Source organism: Pseudomonas sp. PDM18, assembly GCF_014852585.1.
Classification (GTDB): domain Bacteria; phylum Pseudomonadota; class Gammaproteobacteria; order Pseudomonadales; family Pseudomonadaceae; genus Pseudomonas.
The window spans coordinates 245,286-261,311 of the sequence record NZ_JACVBX010000008.1; the positions used below are offsets into that span (position 1 = coordinate 245,286).

The 16,026-nt window shown below is 66.4% G+C and carries 12 protein-coding genes; 5 read left to right on the forward strand and 7 right to left on the reverse strand.

Going from position 1 to position 16,026, the window contains the following annotated elements; translation table 11 throughout:
- Positions 1 to 29: 29 nt before the first annotated feature.
- Positions 30 to 1,520 (forward strand): YifB family Mg chelatase-like AAA ATPase, encoded by a 1,491-nt coding sequence (locus IB274_RS17990; RefSeq protein WP_192433350.1) that lies wholly within the window; start codon positions 30 to 32, stop codon positions 1,518 to 1,520.
- Here IB274_RS17990 and IB274_RS17995 read toward each other — a convergent pair.
- Positions 1,517 to 2,005, reverse strand: coding sequence for a RidA family protein (locus IB274_RS17995; RefSeq protein WP_192433352.1), 489 nt, complete (start codon positions 2,003 to 2,005; stop codon positions 1,517 to 1,519). The two genes, IB274_RS17990 and IB274_RS17995, sit on opposite strands and share 4 nt — an antisense overlap.
- A gap of 26 nt (positions 2,006 to 2,031) precedes the next feature.
- Positions 2,032 to 2,262: a DUF1127 domain-containing protein gene (locus IB274_RS18000; protein ID WP_192433354.1), complete on the reverse strand. Its 231-nt coding sequence runs from the start codon at positions 2,260 to 2,262 to the stop codon at positions 2,032 to 2,034.
- A 184-nt stretch (positions 2,263 to 2,446) separates the two neighbouring features.
- On the opposite strand from IB274_RS18000, the gene IB274_RS18005 reads away from it, so the two are divergent.
- Positions 2,447 to 3,895: a PLP-dependent aminotransferase family protein gene (locus IB274_RS18005; RefSeq protein WP_192433356.1), complete on the forward strand. Its 1,449-nt coding sequence runs from the start codon at positions 2,447 to 2,449 to the stop codon at positions 3,893 to 3,895.
- 82 nt (positions 3,896 to 3,977) lie between these two features.
- Entirely contained in the window at positions 3,978 to 4,781 is an 804-nt protein-coding gene (locus IB274_RS18010) for a TlpA disulfide reductase family protein (protein WP_192433358.1), read from the forward strand.
- A gap of 13 nt (positions 4,782 to 4,794) precedes the next feature.
- Here the strand turns inward: IB274_RS18010 and IB274_RS18015 are convergent, their stop codons facing one another.
- The 4 genes from IB274_RS18015 to IB274_RS18030 all read right to left on the reverse strand — a co-directional run bounded on the left by IB274_RS18015 (position 4,795) and on the right by IB274_RS18030 (position 10,225).
- Positions 4,795 to 6,771 (reverse strand): methyl-accepting chemotaxis protein, encoded by a 1,977-nt coding sequence (locus IB274_RS18015; protein ID WP_192433360.1) that lies wholly within the window; start codon positions 6,769 to 6,771, stop codon positions 4,795 to 4,797.
- A gap of 339 nt (positions 6,772 to 7,110) precedes the next feature.
- Positions 7,111 to 8,163 (reverse strand): haloacid dehalogenase-like hydrolase, encoded by a 1,053-nt coding sequence (locus tag IB274_RS18020; RefSeq protein ID WP_401089803.1) that lies wholly within the window; start codon positions 8,161 to 8,163, stop codon positions 7,111 to 7,113.
- 184 nt (positions 8,164 to 8,347) lie between these two features.
- On the reverse strand, positions 8,348 to 9,256 hold the full coding sequence (locus IB274_RS18025) for an AraC family transcriptional regulator (RefSeq protein ID WP_192433362.1): 909 nt from the start codon (positions 9,254 to 9,256) through the stop codon (positions 8,348 to 8,350).
- Between the two features lie 48 nt (positions 9,257 to 9,304).
- Positions 9,305 to 10,225 (reverse strand): LysR substrate-binding domain-containing protein, encoded by a 921-nt coding sequence (locus IB274_RS18030; RefSeq protein ID WP_192433364.1) that lies wholly within the window; start codon positions 10,223 to 10,225, stop codon positions 9,305 to 9,307.
- A 139-nt stretch (positions 10,226 to 10,364) separates the two neighbouring features.
- On the opposite strand from IB274_RS18030, the gene IB274_RS18035 reads away from it, so the two are divergent.
- Positions 10,365 to 11,750 carry a NorM family multidrug efflux MATE transporter gene (locus IB274_RS18035; RefSeq protein WP_192433366.1) on the forward strand — a complete coding sequence of 462 codons (1,386 nt, stop codon included), beginning with the start codon at positions 10,365 to 10,367 and terminating at the stop codon, positions 11,748 to 11,750.
- Here IB274_RS18035 and IB274_RS18040 read toward each other — a convergent pair.
- Positions 11,743 to 13,419 (reverse strand): putative bifunctional diguanylate cyclase/phosphodiesterase, encoded by a 1,677-nt coding sequence (locus IB274_RS18040; protein WP_192433368.1) that lies wholly within the window; start codon positions 13,417 to 13,419, stop codon positions 11,743 to 11,745. The genes IB274_RS18035 and IB274_RS18040 overlap by 8 nt on opposite strands.
- Before the next feature lie 293 nt (positions 13,420 to 13,712).
- Here IB274_RS18040 and rep point away from each other — a divergent pair, with 293 nt between their 5' ends.
- On the forward strand, positions 13,713 to 15,722 hold the full coding sequence (gene rep / locus IB274_RS18045; protein WP_138217085.1) for a DNA helicase Rep: 2,010 nt from the start codon (positions 13,713 to 13,715) through the stop codon (positions 15,720 to 15,722).
- The last annotated feature ends 304 nt before the right edge of the window (positions 15,723 to 16,026 follow it).

Consider the following 16,026-nt stretch of genomic DNA (forward strand, 5'->3'; position numbering starts at 1 on the left):
GCGGGCGGCATGGAATCCAGGAGTGATCCATGTCCCTCGCCATCGTCCATAGCCGCGCCCAGGTCGGCGTGGAAGCGCCCGGCGTCACAGTCGAGTCGCATCTCGCCAACGGCTTGCCGTCGCTGACCCTCGTCGGCTTGCCCGAGGGCGCCGTAAAGGAGAGCAAGGACCGCGTACGCAGCGCCCTGCTCAACTCGGGCTTCGATTTCCCCAACCGACGCATCACCCTTAACCTCGCCCCGGCTGACTTGCCGAAAGACGGCGGACGCTTCGACCTGGCCATCGCCCTGGGCATTCTCGCCGCCAGCGGCCAGTTGGCCGATGCCGCCGGGCTGGATGAGCTGGAATGCCTGGGTGAACTGGCGCTCTCCGGTACGCTGCGACCGGTCCCCGGTGTACTGCCCGCAGCACTGGCGGCCCGCGCCGCCGGGCGCGCCCTGGTGGTGCCCAGGGAGAACGCTGAGGAAGCCAGCCTCGCCAGCGGCCTGACCGTCTATGCCGTCGGCCACCTGCTCGAGCTGGCCGCGCACTTCAGCGGCCAGGAGCGCCTGCGCCCCTATGAAGCCAATGGTCTGATGCGGGTAACGCCGCCCTATCCCGACCTGTCGGAAGTCCAGGGGCAGGCCGCCGCCAAGCGTGCGCTGCTGGTCGCCGCCGCCGGCGCGCACAACCTGTTGCTCAGCGGACCACCCGGCACCGGCAAGACTCTGCTCGCCAGCCGCCTGCCCGGCCTGATGCCACCACTGGATGAGGACGAGGCGCTGCAGGTGGCAGCGATCCATTCCGTCGCTGGGCGCGGGCCGCTGACCCACTGGCCGCAACGCCCATTCCGCCAGCCCCACCACACCGCTTCCGCACCCGCTCTGGTCGGTGGCGGCAGTCGCCCGCAGCCGGGAGAAATCACCCTGGCCCATGAAGGGGTCCTGTTCCTCGATGAGCTGCCGGAGTTCGATCGCAAGGTATTGGAGGTGCTGCGCGAGCCGCTGGAAGGTGGCGAAATCGTCATCGCCCGGGCCAACGGCCGCGTACGTTTCCCGGCGCGTTTCCAACTGGTGGCGGCGATGAACCCCTGCCCCTGCGGCTATCTTGGCGACCCGAGCGGCCGTTGCCGCTGCTCGCAGGAACAGGTCCAGCGCTATCGCGCCAAGCTCTCCGGGCCGCTGCTGGACCGCATAGACCTGCACCTCACCGTCAGCCGGGAAAGCACCAGCCTCGCCCCCAGTGGGCCGAGTACCAGCAGCGCCGAACTCGCCGTCCAGGTCGCCGCCGCCCGCCACCGCCAGCTCACCCGCCAGGGTTGCGCCAACGCCTTTCTGACGTTGAAGAAGATGCACCAATATTGTGCATTGAGCCCGGAAGACCAGGCCTGGCTGGAGAAGGCCGGCGAGCGCCTGAACCTGTCACTGCGGGCCCTGCACCGGATTCTCAAGGTCGCCCGCACCCTCGCCGACCTGCAGCAGGTCGACAATATCGCCCGCCCGCATCTGGCCGAAGCGCTGCAATACCGCGCGGGGCATTAGCGGGGGCGATCGAGCGCAACCGCCAGGAGGTTCAGCTCGACCGTCGCGCCCTTCGGCAACTGGTAGACGCCGACCGAAGTGCGCGTGTGCACGCCGGCCGCACCCAGCACCTCATACAGCACCGCCGAAGCGCCATCGGCCACCTCGCTAAGCTGAGTGAAGTGCTCGGCGCACTGCACGAACACATTGAGCTGCAGCACCTTGCGCACACGGTCGAGGTCGCCCAGCGCCTGCTGCAGCAACGCCAGCGCCCGCATCACGCAGACCTTCGCGGCGAGCTGGGCCTCGACCAACGAGACCTCGCTGCCCGCCCGGCCGCGTACGACGATCTCATCGCCCACTCGAGGAATCTGCCCACTGAGGTGCACCTCGTTCCCCTCAATGAGGAAGGGCACGTAGTTACCGCCGAGCTTCATTTCACCGCTGAAGTCGTAGCCGAGTTCGGCGGCGACCCGCTCAAACGCGGTAGCGCGCGTCTCGCTCATTAAGCATTCCCTGTTGAGCCGTTTTATCAGCAGCGCCAGAACGGCCGCATCGCTTCCAGTTTCGCCTGCTCGCGACTGATGCCGATGTCGCGCAGTTGCTCGTCGCTCAACTCCAGTAATTGCTTGCGAGTGCGCACTCGACGCCAGAACTGCTGCCAGCGGTTTTCACCGGGAACACGCAGATCGATGCGCGCGCCGGGGATATCCAGTAGTTCCTGTTGATAAAGGGTCAGCCGCACATCACTCAGGCCGCTCATGTCGTCGCTCCTCCAGTCGGGTATTCCAGACGTGTGACTAGCGTGATGAATCGGCGGAAATCATTACAGATTCAACTCGGTAAAGTTTTTTCCATACAGACTCGAGCGAAATCCTTCTGAATGGCGTATTTTTTCCTAATCTGTACTGCATTCCGCCGAGAGATTCCGGCACCGGAGATCTGTCATGAAACGCTACGCGCAGCTGGCCGCCACACTCGGCGAACGCATCGAGCAGGGCCTGTATCGTCCCGGTGACCGCCTGCCTTCGGTACGAGCGCTGAGCGAGGAGCACGGCGTCAGCATCAGCACCGTGCAGCAGGCTTACCGCGTACTGGAGGATTCCGGGCTGGTGGAGCCCAGACCAAAATCCGGCTACTTCGTGCCCGAACGCCGCGAGCTGCCGCCGATGCCGGCGATGACCCGCCCGGCGCAGCGGCCGGTGGATGTCTCGCAGTGGGACCAGGTGCTGGAACAGGTCCGCCGCGCGCCGGGCGGCGATTTCGTCCAGCTCGGGCGCGGCACGCCGGATATCGCCAGCCCGTCGCTCAAGCCGCTGCAGCGGGCGATGGTGCACGCCGCGCGCCGCACCGACCTGCAGAGCCTCGGCTACGAAGGCATCCAGGGTTCGCTGCCGCTGCGCGAGCAGATCGCCCGGCTGATGCTGGATTCCGGCTGCCAGGTGCCGCCCAGCGAGATCGTCATCACCACCGGCTGCCAGGAGGCGCTGGCGATCACCCTGCGCGCCATCTGCGAGCCGGGTGACATCATCGCCATCGACTCACCGAGCTTCCACGGCGCCATGCAGGCGCTAAAAGCTTACGGCCTCAAAGCGCTGGAAATCCCCACCGATCCCACCAACGGTATCAGCCTGGAAGCGCTGGAGCTGGCCATGGAGCAGTGGCCGGTGAAGCTCATCCTGCTCACCCCCAACTGCAACAACCCACTGGGCTACATCATGCCCGACGCCCGCAAGCGCGCCCTGCTCACGCTGGCGGCGCGCTACGACGTGCCAATCCTCGAAGACGACGTCTACGGCGAACTGGCCTACGCCTTCCCGCGCCCGCGCAGCATCAAGTCTTTCGACACCGACGACCGCGTGCTGCTGGCCAGCTCCTTCTCCAAGACCGTGGCGCCCGGCCTGCGCACCGGCTGGGTGGTGCCGGGGCGCTACCTGGACCGCATCCTCCACTTCAAGTACATCGCCAGCGGCACCTGCGCGCCGCAACCGCAGATGGCCCTGGCCGAGTTCATCGGCGGCGGCCACTACGAGCCGCACATCCGCCGCATGCGCGCGCAGTACCAGCGCCACCGCGACCTGATGACCGAGTGGGTCGGCCAGTCCTTCCCCGCCGGCAGCCTCGTCAGTCGACCGCGCGGTGGCTTCATGCTCTGGGTCGAGTTGCACCCGCAATTCGACAGCGTTCGGCTGAACCAGGAGTTGCGGCGGGACAATGTGCAGGTAGCGGCGGGCAACATCTTTTCCGCCTCGGGCAAGTACCGCAACTGCATCCGCATGAACTACTCGAACCGCGATCTGGCGGTGATCGAGGACGCCGTGCGCAAGGTCGGCGCCTGCGCCCGGAGGCTGACCGCCGAGCTGCGCGAGCAGCAGGCCGAGCCGCTGCCGGCCTGAGGCGAAACATTTATCCACAGCCCGGCGCTGCCCCGTGGCCGCGCCCTGCTGTACCTTGGTTTCCTTTTGCCAGGCACCCGCTTTGACCAGTCTCACCCTCGGCCCGCTGGCCCTTCCCCTGCCCCACGTGCTGCTCTACCTCGGCTTCTTCGGCGCCCTGCTGGCCGGCTGGCTGGCCGGGCGCAAGCGCGGTGCCAACCCCGAAGGCGCGCTGTTCGCCATGCTCATCAGTGGCCTGCTGGTGGCGCGGCTGACCTTCGTCGCGCGCTATTTCGAGCAGTACGCGGCGACGCCACTGAGCATCGTGGATATCCGCGATGGCGGCTTTCTCGCCCTGCCGGGAGTGATCGCCGCCGCATTGATCGGCGCGCTGCTGGCCTGGAAGCGGACAGAGCTGCGCCGCCCGCTGGCCGTCGCGGCCGTGGTCGGTGTGTGCCTGTGGGGTGGCGGCAAGGCCGTGACCTCGGCGCTGGACCGCAGCCAGCAGATTCCCGAACTCACGGTGATGGACCTGCGCGGTGCCGCCGTGGACCTGCGCGCGCTGGATGGCCGGCCCATGGTGGTGAACCTCTGGGCGACCTGGTGCCCGCCGTGTCGACGCGAGATGCCGGTGCTGGAGGCCGCCCAGCAGCAGCGCAGCGATGTGCGCTTCCTGCTGGTCAACCAGGGCGAGAACGCCGAAGCCGTGCAGCGCTTCCTGCGCGACCAGGGCCTGAGCGAAGCGGCGGTGCTGCTCGACAGCGGCAACCGTCTCGGCCAGGCCACCGGCTCCTACGGCATGCCCACCACGCTGTTCTACGACGCCCAGGGGCGGCTGAAGCACAGCCAGATGGGCGAGCTGTCCGCCGCGAGCCTGGAGTACGGGCTGGGCCAGCTCAAGGACTGACCCGCCCGGCGCTTCAGCGGAAGCGCCCGACCTCGTCGCGCAGGCCGGCGGCCAGGCTGTCCAGCTCGCGCACGGTCTGCGCCAGATCGGCCACCACCTGACGCTGCTCGCTGTTGGCCTGGGCGATGCCCTGCAGGTTGCTGCTGAGCAGGGTCGCGGTGCGGCTCTGCTCCTGGGTCGCGGTGGTGATGGCGGCGAACTGCTCGCCGGCCGCGCTGCTCTGCTGGGAGATTTCCGCCAGTGCCGCGGCGACCTTCTCGTTCAATGCCAGCCCGTGCTGCATCAGCTGGCTGCCCTGCTCGATGGTCTCGGTGGCGCTACCGGTGTCCTGCTGGATGGCGCCGATCATCTGCGAGATTTCCGTGGTGGCGGCCTGGGTGCGCGCCGCCAGGCTGCGCACTTCATCGGCGACCACGGCAAAACCGCGGCCCTGCTCGCCGGCACGGGCGGCCTCAATGGCGGCGTTGAGCGCCAGCAGGTTGGTCTGCTCGGCAATCGAGGTGATCACCCCGACGATGCTGCCGATCTCCTGGGAACGCGTGCCGAGGCGGTTCACCCGCTCCACGGTCTGCTGCAACGCGCCGGCGATCTGCGCCAGCGCGGCGGAGGCATCGTCCATGGAGTGCAAGCCGATGCGCGTCTGCTTGGTGTTCTCGCTGGCCATACGTTCGGTGCTGCGCATGTTGTCGGCGATGTCCATCGAGGTGGCGCTGAATTCTTCCACCGCGCCGGCCATGCTGTTGATTTCGCCGGACTGCTGCTCCATGCCGGCATACGCGCCGCTGGACAGGCCCGACAGCGAACGCGAGCAATGCCCCACTTCCTCAGCCGCGCCGCGCACCCGCGAGACCATGCTGGAGAGTGCCTCGCCCATCTGGTTGAAGCTGCGCGCCAGGTCGCCGATCTCGTCACGGCTGGCAACCGACAGGCGCGCGCCCAGATCGCCGGCGCCCAGCGCATGGGCCTGGCGCACCAGATCGCCCAGCGGGCGCAGGCGGCACTGCAGCAGCCAGGTGGTGGCGATCACCGCCAGCAGCATGGCGATCAGGCTGCCCATGGCCAACTGGCCACCGACGCGCCAGGTCACCGCGCGGATCTCATCCTTGGGCATGTTCGCGACGACGGTCCAGGGGCCGCCGGCGAAGGGCTGCGCCACGCTGTAGAAATCATCCTGACCGTCGCTCCAGAAGCGGCCTCGGCCCGGGCTGTCCAGCAGGCCGACAAGGCTGTTGGCGGCGCGCTCGGGGTTGCGCGCGCCGGCCGGCGGCACCAGCCAGTGGTGCTGTTCGTCCAGCAGCGCCAGCGATCCGCCCTGACCGAGGCGGAAACGGCCGAGGTTGTCGAACTGGCGCTTCTGCGCGTCGGTGTAGTCGAAGCCGACGAACAGCACGGCGATCACCCGCCCGCTGCCATCGCGCACCGGGGTGTACTGGGTCATGTAGAAGCGATCGAACAGCAGCGCGCGGCCGACGTAGCTCTCGCCACGCATCAGCAGCGGGTAGGCCGGGCTGTTGTGGTCGAGCACGGTGCCCATGGCGCGGCTGCCGTCCTGCTTCATCAGCGAGGTGGTGATGCGCACGAAATCATCGCCATCGCGCACGAACACGGTGGCGACGCCGGCGGTGAGCTGGCGGAATTCGTCGACCAGGGTGAAGTCGCCGTTCAGGCGAGTGTCGCCCAGGTACAGCGCCGGGGCTTGCAGTGCGGCGACCGGCACGCGCTCATCAAGGCGTGCTTTCAGGCCGGCGGCGAAGCGCTTCTCGAACAGGTCGGCGAGGCGCTGGGTGCTCTCGCGCAGGGTGCCGTGGAAGGTTTCCAGCTGGTCCGCCAGCAGGCGCGCTTCGCTGGCGAGGTGTTCTTCGCGGGTAGTCAGGGTAGCGCTGTCTAGCGAGCGCAGGGCAAACAGCGTGCTGCCGCTGATCAACAGGATCAGGAGCACGGCCAGGGCCATCGCCAACTGGAGGGCGATACGGGATCGGGGCTGGTTCATTTTTCTGGTTCTGCACGCAACGGCGGGCCGTCGCCCGTGGTTCGAGGAGCGGCCTGCTTCGGTTCGAGGGGAGTGCCGGCGTGGCTCGCCGGTCTGCACAGGCTATCGGCGGGGCGGGAGAATACTTGAGTCATTCACCCGGATTTGGCTTGGGGCGGGGGCTCCAGTCCGGGCAACGGCGCTCCTACAGTGTGAATCCGGAGTCAGTCCGCAGGATGGCGCAGGGCCGTAGGGCACAGAACCCGGAACGGGTTATCCGCCGATAGCATCTCGGCGGATAACGCTGGCGCGTTAAGCGCCCTACCAGAGCGCCCGCGCTCCTATGCAAGCGCTACGCGCCTACTGGATCTCTTCGGGCGTGACGATCACCCAGTTCTTGTCGGCGGTGACCGGCTGGCCGAGCTTGGCCTGGGCTTCGGCATTCTTCTTGATCATGCCATTGAGCTGGTCCATGTACTTGGCCTTGCGGTTGATCCACAGGTGCACGCCATTCTCGGCGGTGCCGTTGAACAGCATGTAGCCATCGCTGCTGGGGGTGTCGCCGCCGACCAGGATGGGCTTCTTCCACTGGTCGATGTAGGTGAGGATCGCCGCCTGCTTGCCGGCCATCCAGGTCGCCGGGGTCCACAGGTAGGGGGTGATCTCCAGGTCCTGGTTGGCCTTGGGATCGTACTTGCCTTCGCTGATCTGCTTGCGCGCGGTGGTCAGCGCACCGCTCTGGCGGTCCTTGAGCAGGGTGGTGACGCCGATGACGTTCTCGGGCTTCACGTTGTAGCCGTACTTGGGATCGCTGGCGACCATGCGCACCAGTTCCTCGTGGGCGGCAGTCATCACGTAGACCTCGATGCCGTTCTCCATCAGCTTGTTGTACAGCTCGGTCTGGCCGGTGAAGACCTTGGGCGGGTTGATCTCGATGGTCTTGACCACGTCGCCTTCGTAGTAGGTGCTGGGCACCGGCTTGCCATAGGCCATCAGTTCGTCGACGTAACCCTTGAGTTCCTTGAGGGTGAAGCCGGAGAACACCTGGGCGACCCAGGGGTAGCAGACCAGGTCGTCGACTTCGCAGAGGCGGTAGTAGTAGCTGTTGAGGCTTTCCTTGTGGCCGTTGACGTCCTTGAAGGGGATCAGCTTGAGCGAGGGGTCGAGCTTCTCGCGGGTCAGCACGCCTTTCATTTCGAGGAAGGGCAGCAGCGATTCCTCGAGGTCGTAGCGGTAGCTGGTGTTGTCCATGTCGAAGACCGCGAAGGCGCCCTTGTTGGCGTTGGCGGCAATCAGGGCATCGAGCTGCTTGGCGGCCGGCGCCGGCCAGTGTTTCAGTTCGGTGGCGGCGAAAGAGGTGCTGGCGAGGCCGGCCAGGATCAGGCCGGCAAGCAAGGTGCGCATGGGCTTCATGGAATTCCCCCGAGTGGTCTTGTGGGTATGGGGAAGGCCCATGGCGGGCCTTCACTGGACTAGTCCAGCAATGACCCTAGCAAAGCGCTGTTTCAGCTCTGCGACGGCAGCGACGTAAAGCGTCGCGAAGGCGGCAGGACATATCCATACGCGCCACGTGGCTTTGCTGGCGACGACGGCTGGTCTAGTTCACCGCGCGACGCAGGCGACCGGGGGCGTCGCCGTACGTTTCCTTGAACTTCTTGGTGAAGGACGCCTGGGACTGGTAGCCGACCTGGGCGGCAATGTCGGTGAGGCTCAGCTGCGAGCTGCTCAACAGGCGGTAGGCCAGTTCCATGCGCACTTTCGTCAGGAGCGCCCAGGGCGACAGCCCGGCCACCTGAGTGGACAGGCGCATGAAGGTGGCGCGGGACATGCTGGCGCGCTCGGCCAACATCTCGATGGTCCACTCGTGGGCGGGGTCGTCGAGCATCGCCTGCCAGGCGCGGCTCAGGCGCTTGTCGGTGAGCAGCGCCAGGGTGCCGCTGCTGGGCGCGTGCTCCTGCAGGTAGACGCGCAGGATCAGGGTGAACAACGCCGAGGACAGCGCATCGACCAGGAAGCGCGCGCCAGCCTGATTGCCATCTGCCTCGGCACGCAGGAGGCCGACCAGTGCGGCCAGTTGCTCGCTCAGTGCCGGCGCCTGGCTGGAGATGTTAAGGAACGCCGGCAGTGCGCCGATCAGCAGCGAGTCGCGCTGGTAGTGGAAGCTACCGCATAGGATATCCAGCGCCTCACCTTCGCCGCCGATGCGATGCACCGGCAGCAGGCCGTCCTGGCTGACCTGCGGGGGCACCGGGATGACCTTCGGCCCCTGGCTGCGCAACAGGTGCGCGCCTCCGCGGGGGAAGACCAGGACGTCGCCGGCTTTCAGCTGAAGGACTTGGCCGTCAGGCATTTCCGCCTGGCAACGCCCCGACAACAGGATGTGGTACTGCGCCACGCCGCCCGGCGCCTGTTCATGGTCTAGCGCCCAGTCGCCCTGGAGTTGGCAGCGCAGGTCGAGGCTGCCACGCAGGCCGGCGAGCTGGATCAGGCGGTCGATGGAGTTCATGGCATTCCGACTGAAGGCAGAGGCTGACAGATTATTCATTAGGACACTTCAATCGAGGTATTCCACCTGCGGTAGTTGCATGGCCTGCATCTCCGCCTGCAGGAAGTCGCGCAGCCGACGCAGCCGCTCCTGATGCCGGCGCGCACGGGGCCAGACCAGGTAGTAACTCTCGCCGCTGGCCACCGCGCTGGGCCAGGGCAGCGCCAGCCGGCCCTGGCTGGCGTCCTCGGCGACCATTACCAGGTCGCCGATGGAAACCCCGTAGCCGCGGGTCGCGGCGACGATGCCCAGCTCCAGTGTGTCGAACACCTGCCCACCCTTGAGCGAGACCTTTTCCCCGAGCCCCATGCGTTGCAGCCACCGCCGCCAGTCACGGCGGTCGGGCGTAGGGTGCAGCAGCTCGGCGTCGACCAGCCGCTCGGCGTCCCAGGGACCGTCCGCCAACAGCGCGGGCGCGCCGACCGGAATCAGCCATTCGGGGAACAGCAGGGTGGCTTCCCAATCCGGCGGGAAGTGCCCGGAGCTCAGCAGTACCGCGCAGTCGAAGGGCTCGTGGACAAAGTCCACGCGGTCCACGTCCATCCAGGCGCTGGTCAGCTGCACCTCGATATCGCTGTGCTGCATGCGGAACTTGCTCAGCCGCGCCAGCAGCCAGCGCATGGTCAGGGTCGAGGGCGCCTTCAGACGCAGCACGCCCTCCTCGGCGCGCAGGCTGGCGCACGCGCGCTCCAGGGCATCGAAGCCATCGCGTAGGCCGGGCAGCAGCATCCGCGCGGTTTCGGTCAACTCCAGCTGACGGCCCCGCCGCTGGAACAGGCGGCAGGCGAAGTGCTCCTCCAGGGTCTTGATGTGCCGGCTCACCGCGCTCTGGGTGATCGCCAGTTCCTCGGCGGCGCGGGTGAAGGACGCATGCCGGGCGGCCGCCTCGAAGGCGCGCAGGGCATAAAGGGGCGGCAACTGGCGGTTCATGGCGGGCTCCAAAGGGCTTTACTCATGAGTATGACTCATGGATGGCATCGCATTTTTCCTTTTGTGCCCGCCTCCACGGTGGCCGGAGAATGGGCGACTCCCTATCGATGCGGCGCCTGCCGCTTGCTGAGCCTGACTCATGAAACGCCTGTACCGTTACGAACTTGCCGCCATCCTTCGCCTCGCCGGCCCGCTGATCGCGGCGCAGCTGGCCTACGTCGCCATGGTGTTCACCGACACCGTGATGATGGGCAAGCTCGGCCGCGAGGCGCTGGCCGCTGGCGGGCTGGGCGCGTCGACCTATGCGCTGGTGTCGACCTTCTGCGTCGGTGTGGTAGCGGCCACCGGCAACCTGGTGGCGATCCGGCATGGCGCAAAGGATACACGCGGCGTGGTGGAAGCGACCCAGGCCGGCCTGTGGATCGGCGGCGCCCTGGCGCTGCTGGCGGGCCTGCTGCTGTGGAACCTCGGGCCAATCCTGATCGCCTTCGGCCAGGCGCCGGAAACGGTCGCGGGCACCATGAGTTTTCTGCACAGCATCGTCTTCGCCCTGCCCGGCTACATGGCTTTCATGGTGCTGCGCGGCTTCACCAGCGCCATCGAGCGGCCGGGTCCGGTCATGGCCATCAGCCTGATCGGCGCGCTGGCCAACTTCGCCCTCAACTATGCCTTCATCGAAGGCCTGTTCGGCCTACCGCGCCTGGGGCTGGCGGGGATCGGCATGGTCACCGCGGTGGTGATGAATGCGCTGCCGGTGATCTTCGCGCTGTACCTGCGCTGGCACCGCGCCTATGCGCCTTACCCGCTGCTGGCCGGGCTGTCGAAACCTGACTTCAAGGTGATCGGCGAATCCCTGCGCCTGGGTATTTCCATCGGCGGCACCTATGCGGTGGAGTCGGGGATGTTCACCGTGGCGACCCTGTGCATGGGCGTGATCGGCAGCACCGCGCTGGCGGCGCACCAGATCGCCATCCAGTCGGTATACGTGGCCTTCATGGTGCCGATGGGGATTTCCTACGCGGTGACCTTCCGTATCGGCCAGCACTACGGCGCCGGCCGGCTGGTCGAGGCGCGCCGCGCCGGGCGGCTGGGCATCGGCTTCGGCGCCAGCTGCATGTTCGCTTTCGCCGCGCTGTTCTGGCTCGCGCCGGAGCTGGTCATCGGCCTGTTCATCGACCACAACGACCCGGCCAACCGCGAAGTGGTGAAGCTGGCCGTCAGCCTGCTGGCCATCGCCGCGTGGTTCGAGCTGTTCGACGGCACCCAGTGCATCGCCATGGGCGCGATCCGTGGTCTGAAAGACGCGCGCACCACCTTCCTCGTCGGGCTGGCGGGCTACTGGCTGGTGGGCGTGCCGATGGCGCTGCTGCTGGCCTTCGCGCTGGGCTGGGGGCCGAGTGGCGTCTGGTGGGGATTGGCCTCCGGGCTGGCCTGCGCGGCCATCGGGCTGACACTGGCTTTCGAGGCGAAGACCTCCCGCCTGCTGCGCCCGCGTACGGCCGGCGTGGCGCTGGCCGTTAGCTGACCGAGTCCTGCATGCGCAGCGCGCGGTTGGCGCCGAACACCAGGAAGCGCGCCAGCTCGGCCAGCGGCAGCGGGCGGCTGATCCAGTAGCCCTGCACCTGGTCGCAACCGAACTGGCGCAGCTCGTCCTGCTGGGCGATGGTTTCGACGCCCTCGGCGACCACTTCCAGGTTCAGGTTGTGCGCCAGGTTGATCATGGCCTTCACCAGTTGCAGGTTTTCCGGGCGCTCGTGCATGTCGCCGACGAAGCTCTTGTCGATCTTCAGCAGGGTGATGGGCAGGCTGCTCAGGTGCACGAAAGACGAGAAGCCGGTGCCGAAATCGTCCAGCGAGAAACGCACGCCCAGGCGGCCCAGGGCCTGCATGGTCTGCTGGACCTGGTCGCTGCGGCGCATCACGGCGGTTTCGGTGAGTTCGAATTCCAGCCACTGGGCGTCGACGCCGCGCTCGCGGATCAGGCGCTCCAGGGTCGGCAGCAACTGGCTGTCCTGGAACTGGCGGAACGACAGGTTCACCGCCATATGCAGCGGCGGCAGGCCGCGCCCGCGCAGCCACTGCATGTCGCGCAGGGCGCGGGAGATGACCCAGTAGCCCAGCGGCACGATCAGCCCGCTTTCCTCGGCCAGCGGGACGAAGTCGCCCGGCGTCAGCAGGCCGCGCTCGGGATGGCGCCAGCGCACCAGCGCTTCGAGGCCGACGATTTGCCCGCTGTGCAGGTCCAGGCGCGGCTGGTAGTGCAGTTCCAGTTCATCGCGGCGCAGCGCCCGGCGCAGTTCGCTTTCCAGGTCGGCAAGGCTGCGGGCGCCGCGGTTGATGCGTTCGTCGAAGACGTGGAAGGTGCAGCCTTGGCGCGACTTGGCCTGCTGCATGGCAATGTGCGCGTGCCACAACAAAGGGTCGGCGGCTTCGCCGGCGCGGGCATGGGCCACACCGAGGCTGCAGCCCAACAACAGGCTTTCGCCCTCGACCCAGTAAGGTTCGCCCAGGGATTCGACGATCAGCTCGGCAATCTTCTCGACCCGCGCCGGGTCGCGGCGGGTGTCCAGCAGCAGGGCGAACTCGTCGCTACCCAGGCGGGCAATGTCGTCGCCGTTGTCCAGGTGCGCTTTCAAGCGCGCCACCACTTGCAGGATCAGGCGGTCGCCGGCCTGGTGGCCGAGGGCGTCGTTGACGTGGCGGAAGTTGTCCAGGTCCAGGTGGCCCAGCGCCAGGCCGCGCCCTTCGCTCTCGCTGAGACGGGCGGCCAGCAGGGTCTGGAAACCCTGGCGGTTGGCGATGCCGGTCAGCGGGTCCTGTTCGGCCAGGCTCTGCAGGGTGTTCTGCAGCGAGGTGCGTTCACGCACGTAACGCAGGGTGCGGCGCAGGACTTCGGCGCTGAGGGATTCGGCCACCAGGTAATCGGCGACGCCGACCGGCTCTTGCGCGGGTTCGCGCTCCAGCAGCAGGACCAGCGGCAGGTGGCATTGGTGGGCGGACGGCAATTTGCCGGGCGTGGCGAGCACCAGGCCGACCTGGTCTTCGTCGAACAGGCTGCTGGCGGCCTGCCACGACGGGGCCGTGATCAGCGAATAGCCCTGCCCCAACGCGGCCAGATGCCCGCGCAGTAGCTGGGCCCACTGCGGCGCTTCCGCCAGCAGGAGCAGGCGCGTTGGTTCGACCGACGCTGCCAAGTGACCCCCATGAATCTCAAGAAAGGGGAGAAACTCCAGGCACCATCCCTGCGCCCACTTCTCCCGGTTTTGAAGCGACGCCATCCGGACATCCCACGGATGTAAACGAAACTTCAGAGAAACTCTTAAGAGTTTTCTTCAAGTATTGCTGTCACAAGCCTAATACATGTACAGATTTATCCAAAACACATAAGTACGATCGTGTCACAGATCGCCGCTATTCCGAGCGGCACCCCGACGCCTGGCACGGCCTGCTAGAATACGCGCCCGCTCCACTACAGACCCCGCCTTTCATGTCCCGACTCAATCCCCGGCAGCAAGAGGCCGTGAACTACGTCGGCGGCCCGCTCCTGGTGCTGGCCGGCGCCGGCTCCGGCAAGACCAGCGTGATCACCCGCAAGATCGCCTACCTGGTCCAGCAGTGCGGCATCCGCGCCCAGTACATCGTCGCCGTGACCTTCACCAACAAGGCCGCCCGCGAGATGAAGGAGCGCGTCAGCACCCTGCTGCGCCCCGGCGAGGGCAAAGGCCTGACCGTCTCCACCTTCCACAACCTGGGCCTGAACATCATCCGCAAGGAACACGCGGCCCTGGGCTACAAGCCCGGCTTCTCGATCTTCGACGAGAGCGATGTGAAGGCGCTGATGACCGACATCATGCAGAAGGAATATTCCGGCGATGACGGTCTGGACGAGATCAAGGGCCTGATCGGCAGCTGGAAGAACGACCTGATCCTTCCGGAAGAGGCGCTGGAAAAAGCGCGCAATCCCAAGGAACAGACCGCTGCGATGGTCTACCTGCACTACCAGCGCACGCTCAAGGCGTACAACGCGGTGGACTTCGACGACCTTATCCTGCAGCCGGTGAAGCTGTTCCAGGAGCACCCGGAGATCCTCGACAAGTGGCGCAACCGCGTGCGCTACATGCTGGTGGACGAATACCAGGACACCAACGCCAGCCAGTACCTGCTGGTGAAAATGCTGGTGCAGCAGCGCGCGCACTTCACCGTGGTGGGCGACGACGACCAGTCGATCTACGCCTGGCGCGGCGCGCGCCCGGAAAACCTGATGCAGCTCAAGGAAGACTTCCCTTCGCTGAAGGTGGTGATGCTGGAGCAGAACTACCGCTCCACCAGCCGCATCCTCAAATGCGCCAACATCCTCATCGCCAACAACCCCCACGTGTTCGAGAAGCAGCTGTGGAGCGAGATGGGCGAAGGCGACCCGATCCGGGTGATCCGTTGCCGCAACGAGGAGTCCGAGGCAGAGCGGGTGGCGATGGAAATCCTCACCATCCACCTGAAGACGCAGCGGCCCTACAGCGAATTCGCCATCCTCTACCGGGGCAACTATCAGGCGAAGCTGATCGAGCTGAAACTTCAGCATCACCAGATTCCCTACCACCTGTCAGGCGGCACCAGCTTCTTCGGACGCCAGGAAGTGAAGGACCTGATGTCCTACTTCCGCCTGCTGGTGAACCCGGACGATGACAACGCCTTCCTCCGAGTGATCAACGTGCCGCGCCGCGAGATCGGCTCCACCACCCTGGAGAAGCTCGGCAACTACGCCACCGAGCGCGGCTGCTCGATGTTCAACGCCTCCGGCGAGCTGGGCCTGTCCGAACACCTGGACGCCCGCTATATCGAGCGCCTGCAGCGCTTCAAGCGCTTCATCGACAAGGTCCGCGAGCAGTGCGCCGGCAGCGATCCGATCGGTGCGCTGCGCAGCATGGTGATGGACATCGACTACGAGAACTGGCTGCGGCAGAACGCCTCCAGCGACAAGATCGCCGACTTCCGCATGGGCAACGTCTGGTTCCTCATCGAAGCGCTGAAGAACACCCTGGAGCGCGACGAAGAAGGCGACATGACCATCGAGCAGGCCATCGCCAAGCTGGTGCTGCGCGACATGCTCGAGCGCCAGCAGGAAGAGGAAGAAGGCGCCGACGGCGTGCAGATGATGACCCTGCACGCCTCCAAGGGCCTGGAATTCCCCTACGTGTTCATTCTCGGCGTGGAAGAGGAAATCCTCCCGCACCGCTCCAGCATCGAGGCCGACACCATCGAGGAAGAGCGGCGCCTGGCCTACGTGGGCATCACCCGGGCGAAGAAGAACCTGGCGATGACCTTTGCCGCCAAGCGCAAGCAGTACGGCGAGATCATCGACTGCTCGCCCAGCCGCTTCCTCGACGAACTGCCGCCGGAGGACCTGGTCTGGGAAGGCCAGGAAGACGCGCCGCAGGAGGTCAAGGTGGCCAAGGGCAACTCGGCGCTGGCGGATATCCGGGCGATGCTCAAGCGTTGAGCCTGACGGGCGTTACCTGTCGATTTCGTGCCGGGGCTCCCTCTCCCCCGCCCTCTCCCTAAAGGGAGAGGGAGTTGTCCGATGTTGCCGGTCAGCTCGGTGTTTTGCTTGAGGCCGAGCAGTCCCCTCTCCCTTCAGGGAGAGGGTTAGGGATAGGGCCAATCGCCAGTACAGATACCCGGCAGACAATCCCCACGCCTCCACCCATCGAAAAACTGTCCACTCGATCAGCAATTGCATTGGTCGGAACGTCGCGCAGAGGGGCTATGGCGTTGTAGAATTACGCGCTTCATCAGCGACAGTC

Coding starts and splice junctions, on each gene's coding strand:
- IB274_RS18030 (WP_192433364.1), bottom strand. CDS start 10,225: ATGAACCGCCAGTTGCCGCCCCTTTATGCCCTGCGCGCCTTCGAGGCG.
- IB274_RS18020 (WP_401089803.1), bottom strand. CDS start 8,163: ATGAAGCCCATGCGCACCTTGCTTGCCGGCCTGATCCTGGCCGGCCTC.
- IB274_RS17990 (WP_192433350.1), top strand. CDS start 30: ATGTCCCTCGCCATCGTCCATAGCCGCGCCCAGGTCGGCGTGGAAGCG.
- IB274_RS18000 (WP_192433354.1), bottom strand. CDS start 2,262: ATGAGCGGCCTGAGTGATGTGCGGCTGACCCTTTATCAACAGGAACTA.
- IB274_RS18015 (WP_192433360.1), bottom strand. CDS start 6,771: ATGAACCAGCCCCGATCCCGTATCGCCCTCCAGTTGGCGATGGCCCTG.
- IB274_RS18025 (WP_192433362.1), bottom strand. CDS start 9,256: ATGAACTCCATCGACCGCCTGATCCAGCTCGCCGGCCTGCGTGGCAGC.
- IB274_RS18005 (WP_192433356.1), top strand. CDS start 2,447: ATGAAACGCTACGCGCAGCTGGCCGCCACACTCGGCGAACGCATCGAG.
- rep (WP_138217085.1), top strand. CDS start 13,713: ATGTCCCGACTCAATCCCCGGCAGCAAGAGGCCGTGAACTACGTCGGC.
- IB274_RS17995 (WP_192433352.1), bottom strand. CDS start 2,005: ATGAGCGAGACGCGCGCTACCGCGTTTGAGCGGGTCGCCGCCGAACTC.
- IB274_RS18035 (WP_192433366.1), top strand. CDS start 10,365: ATGAAACGCCTGTACCGTTACGAACTTGCCGCCATCCTTCGCCTCGCC.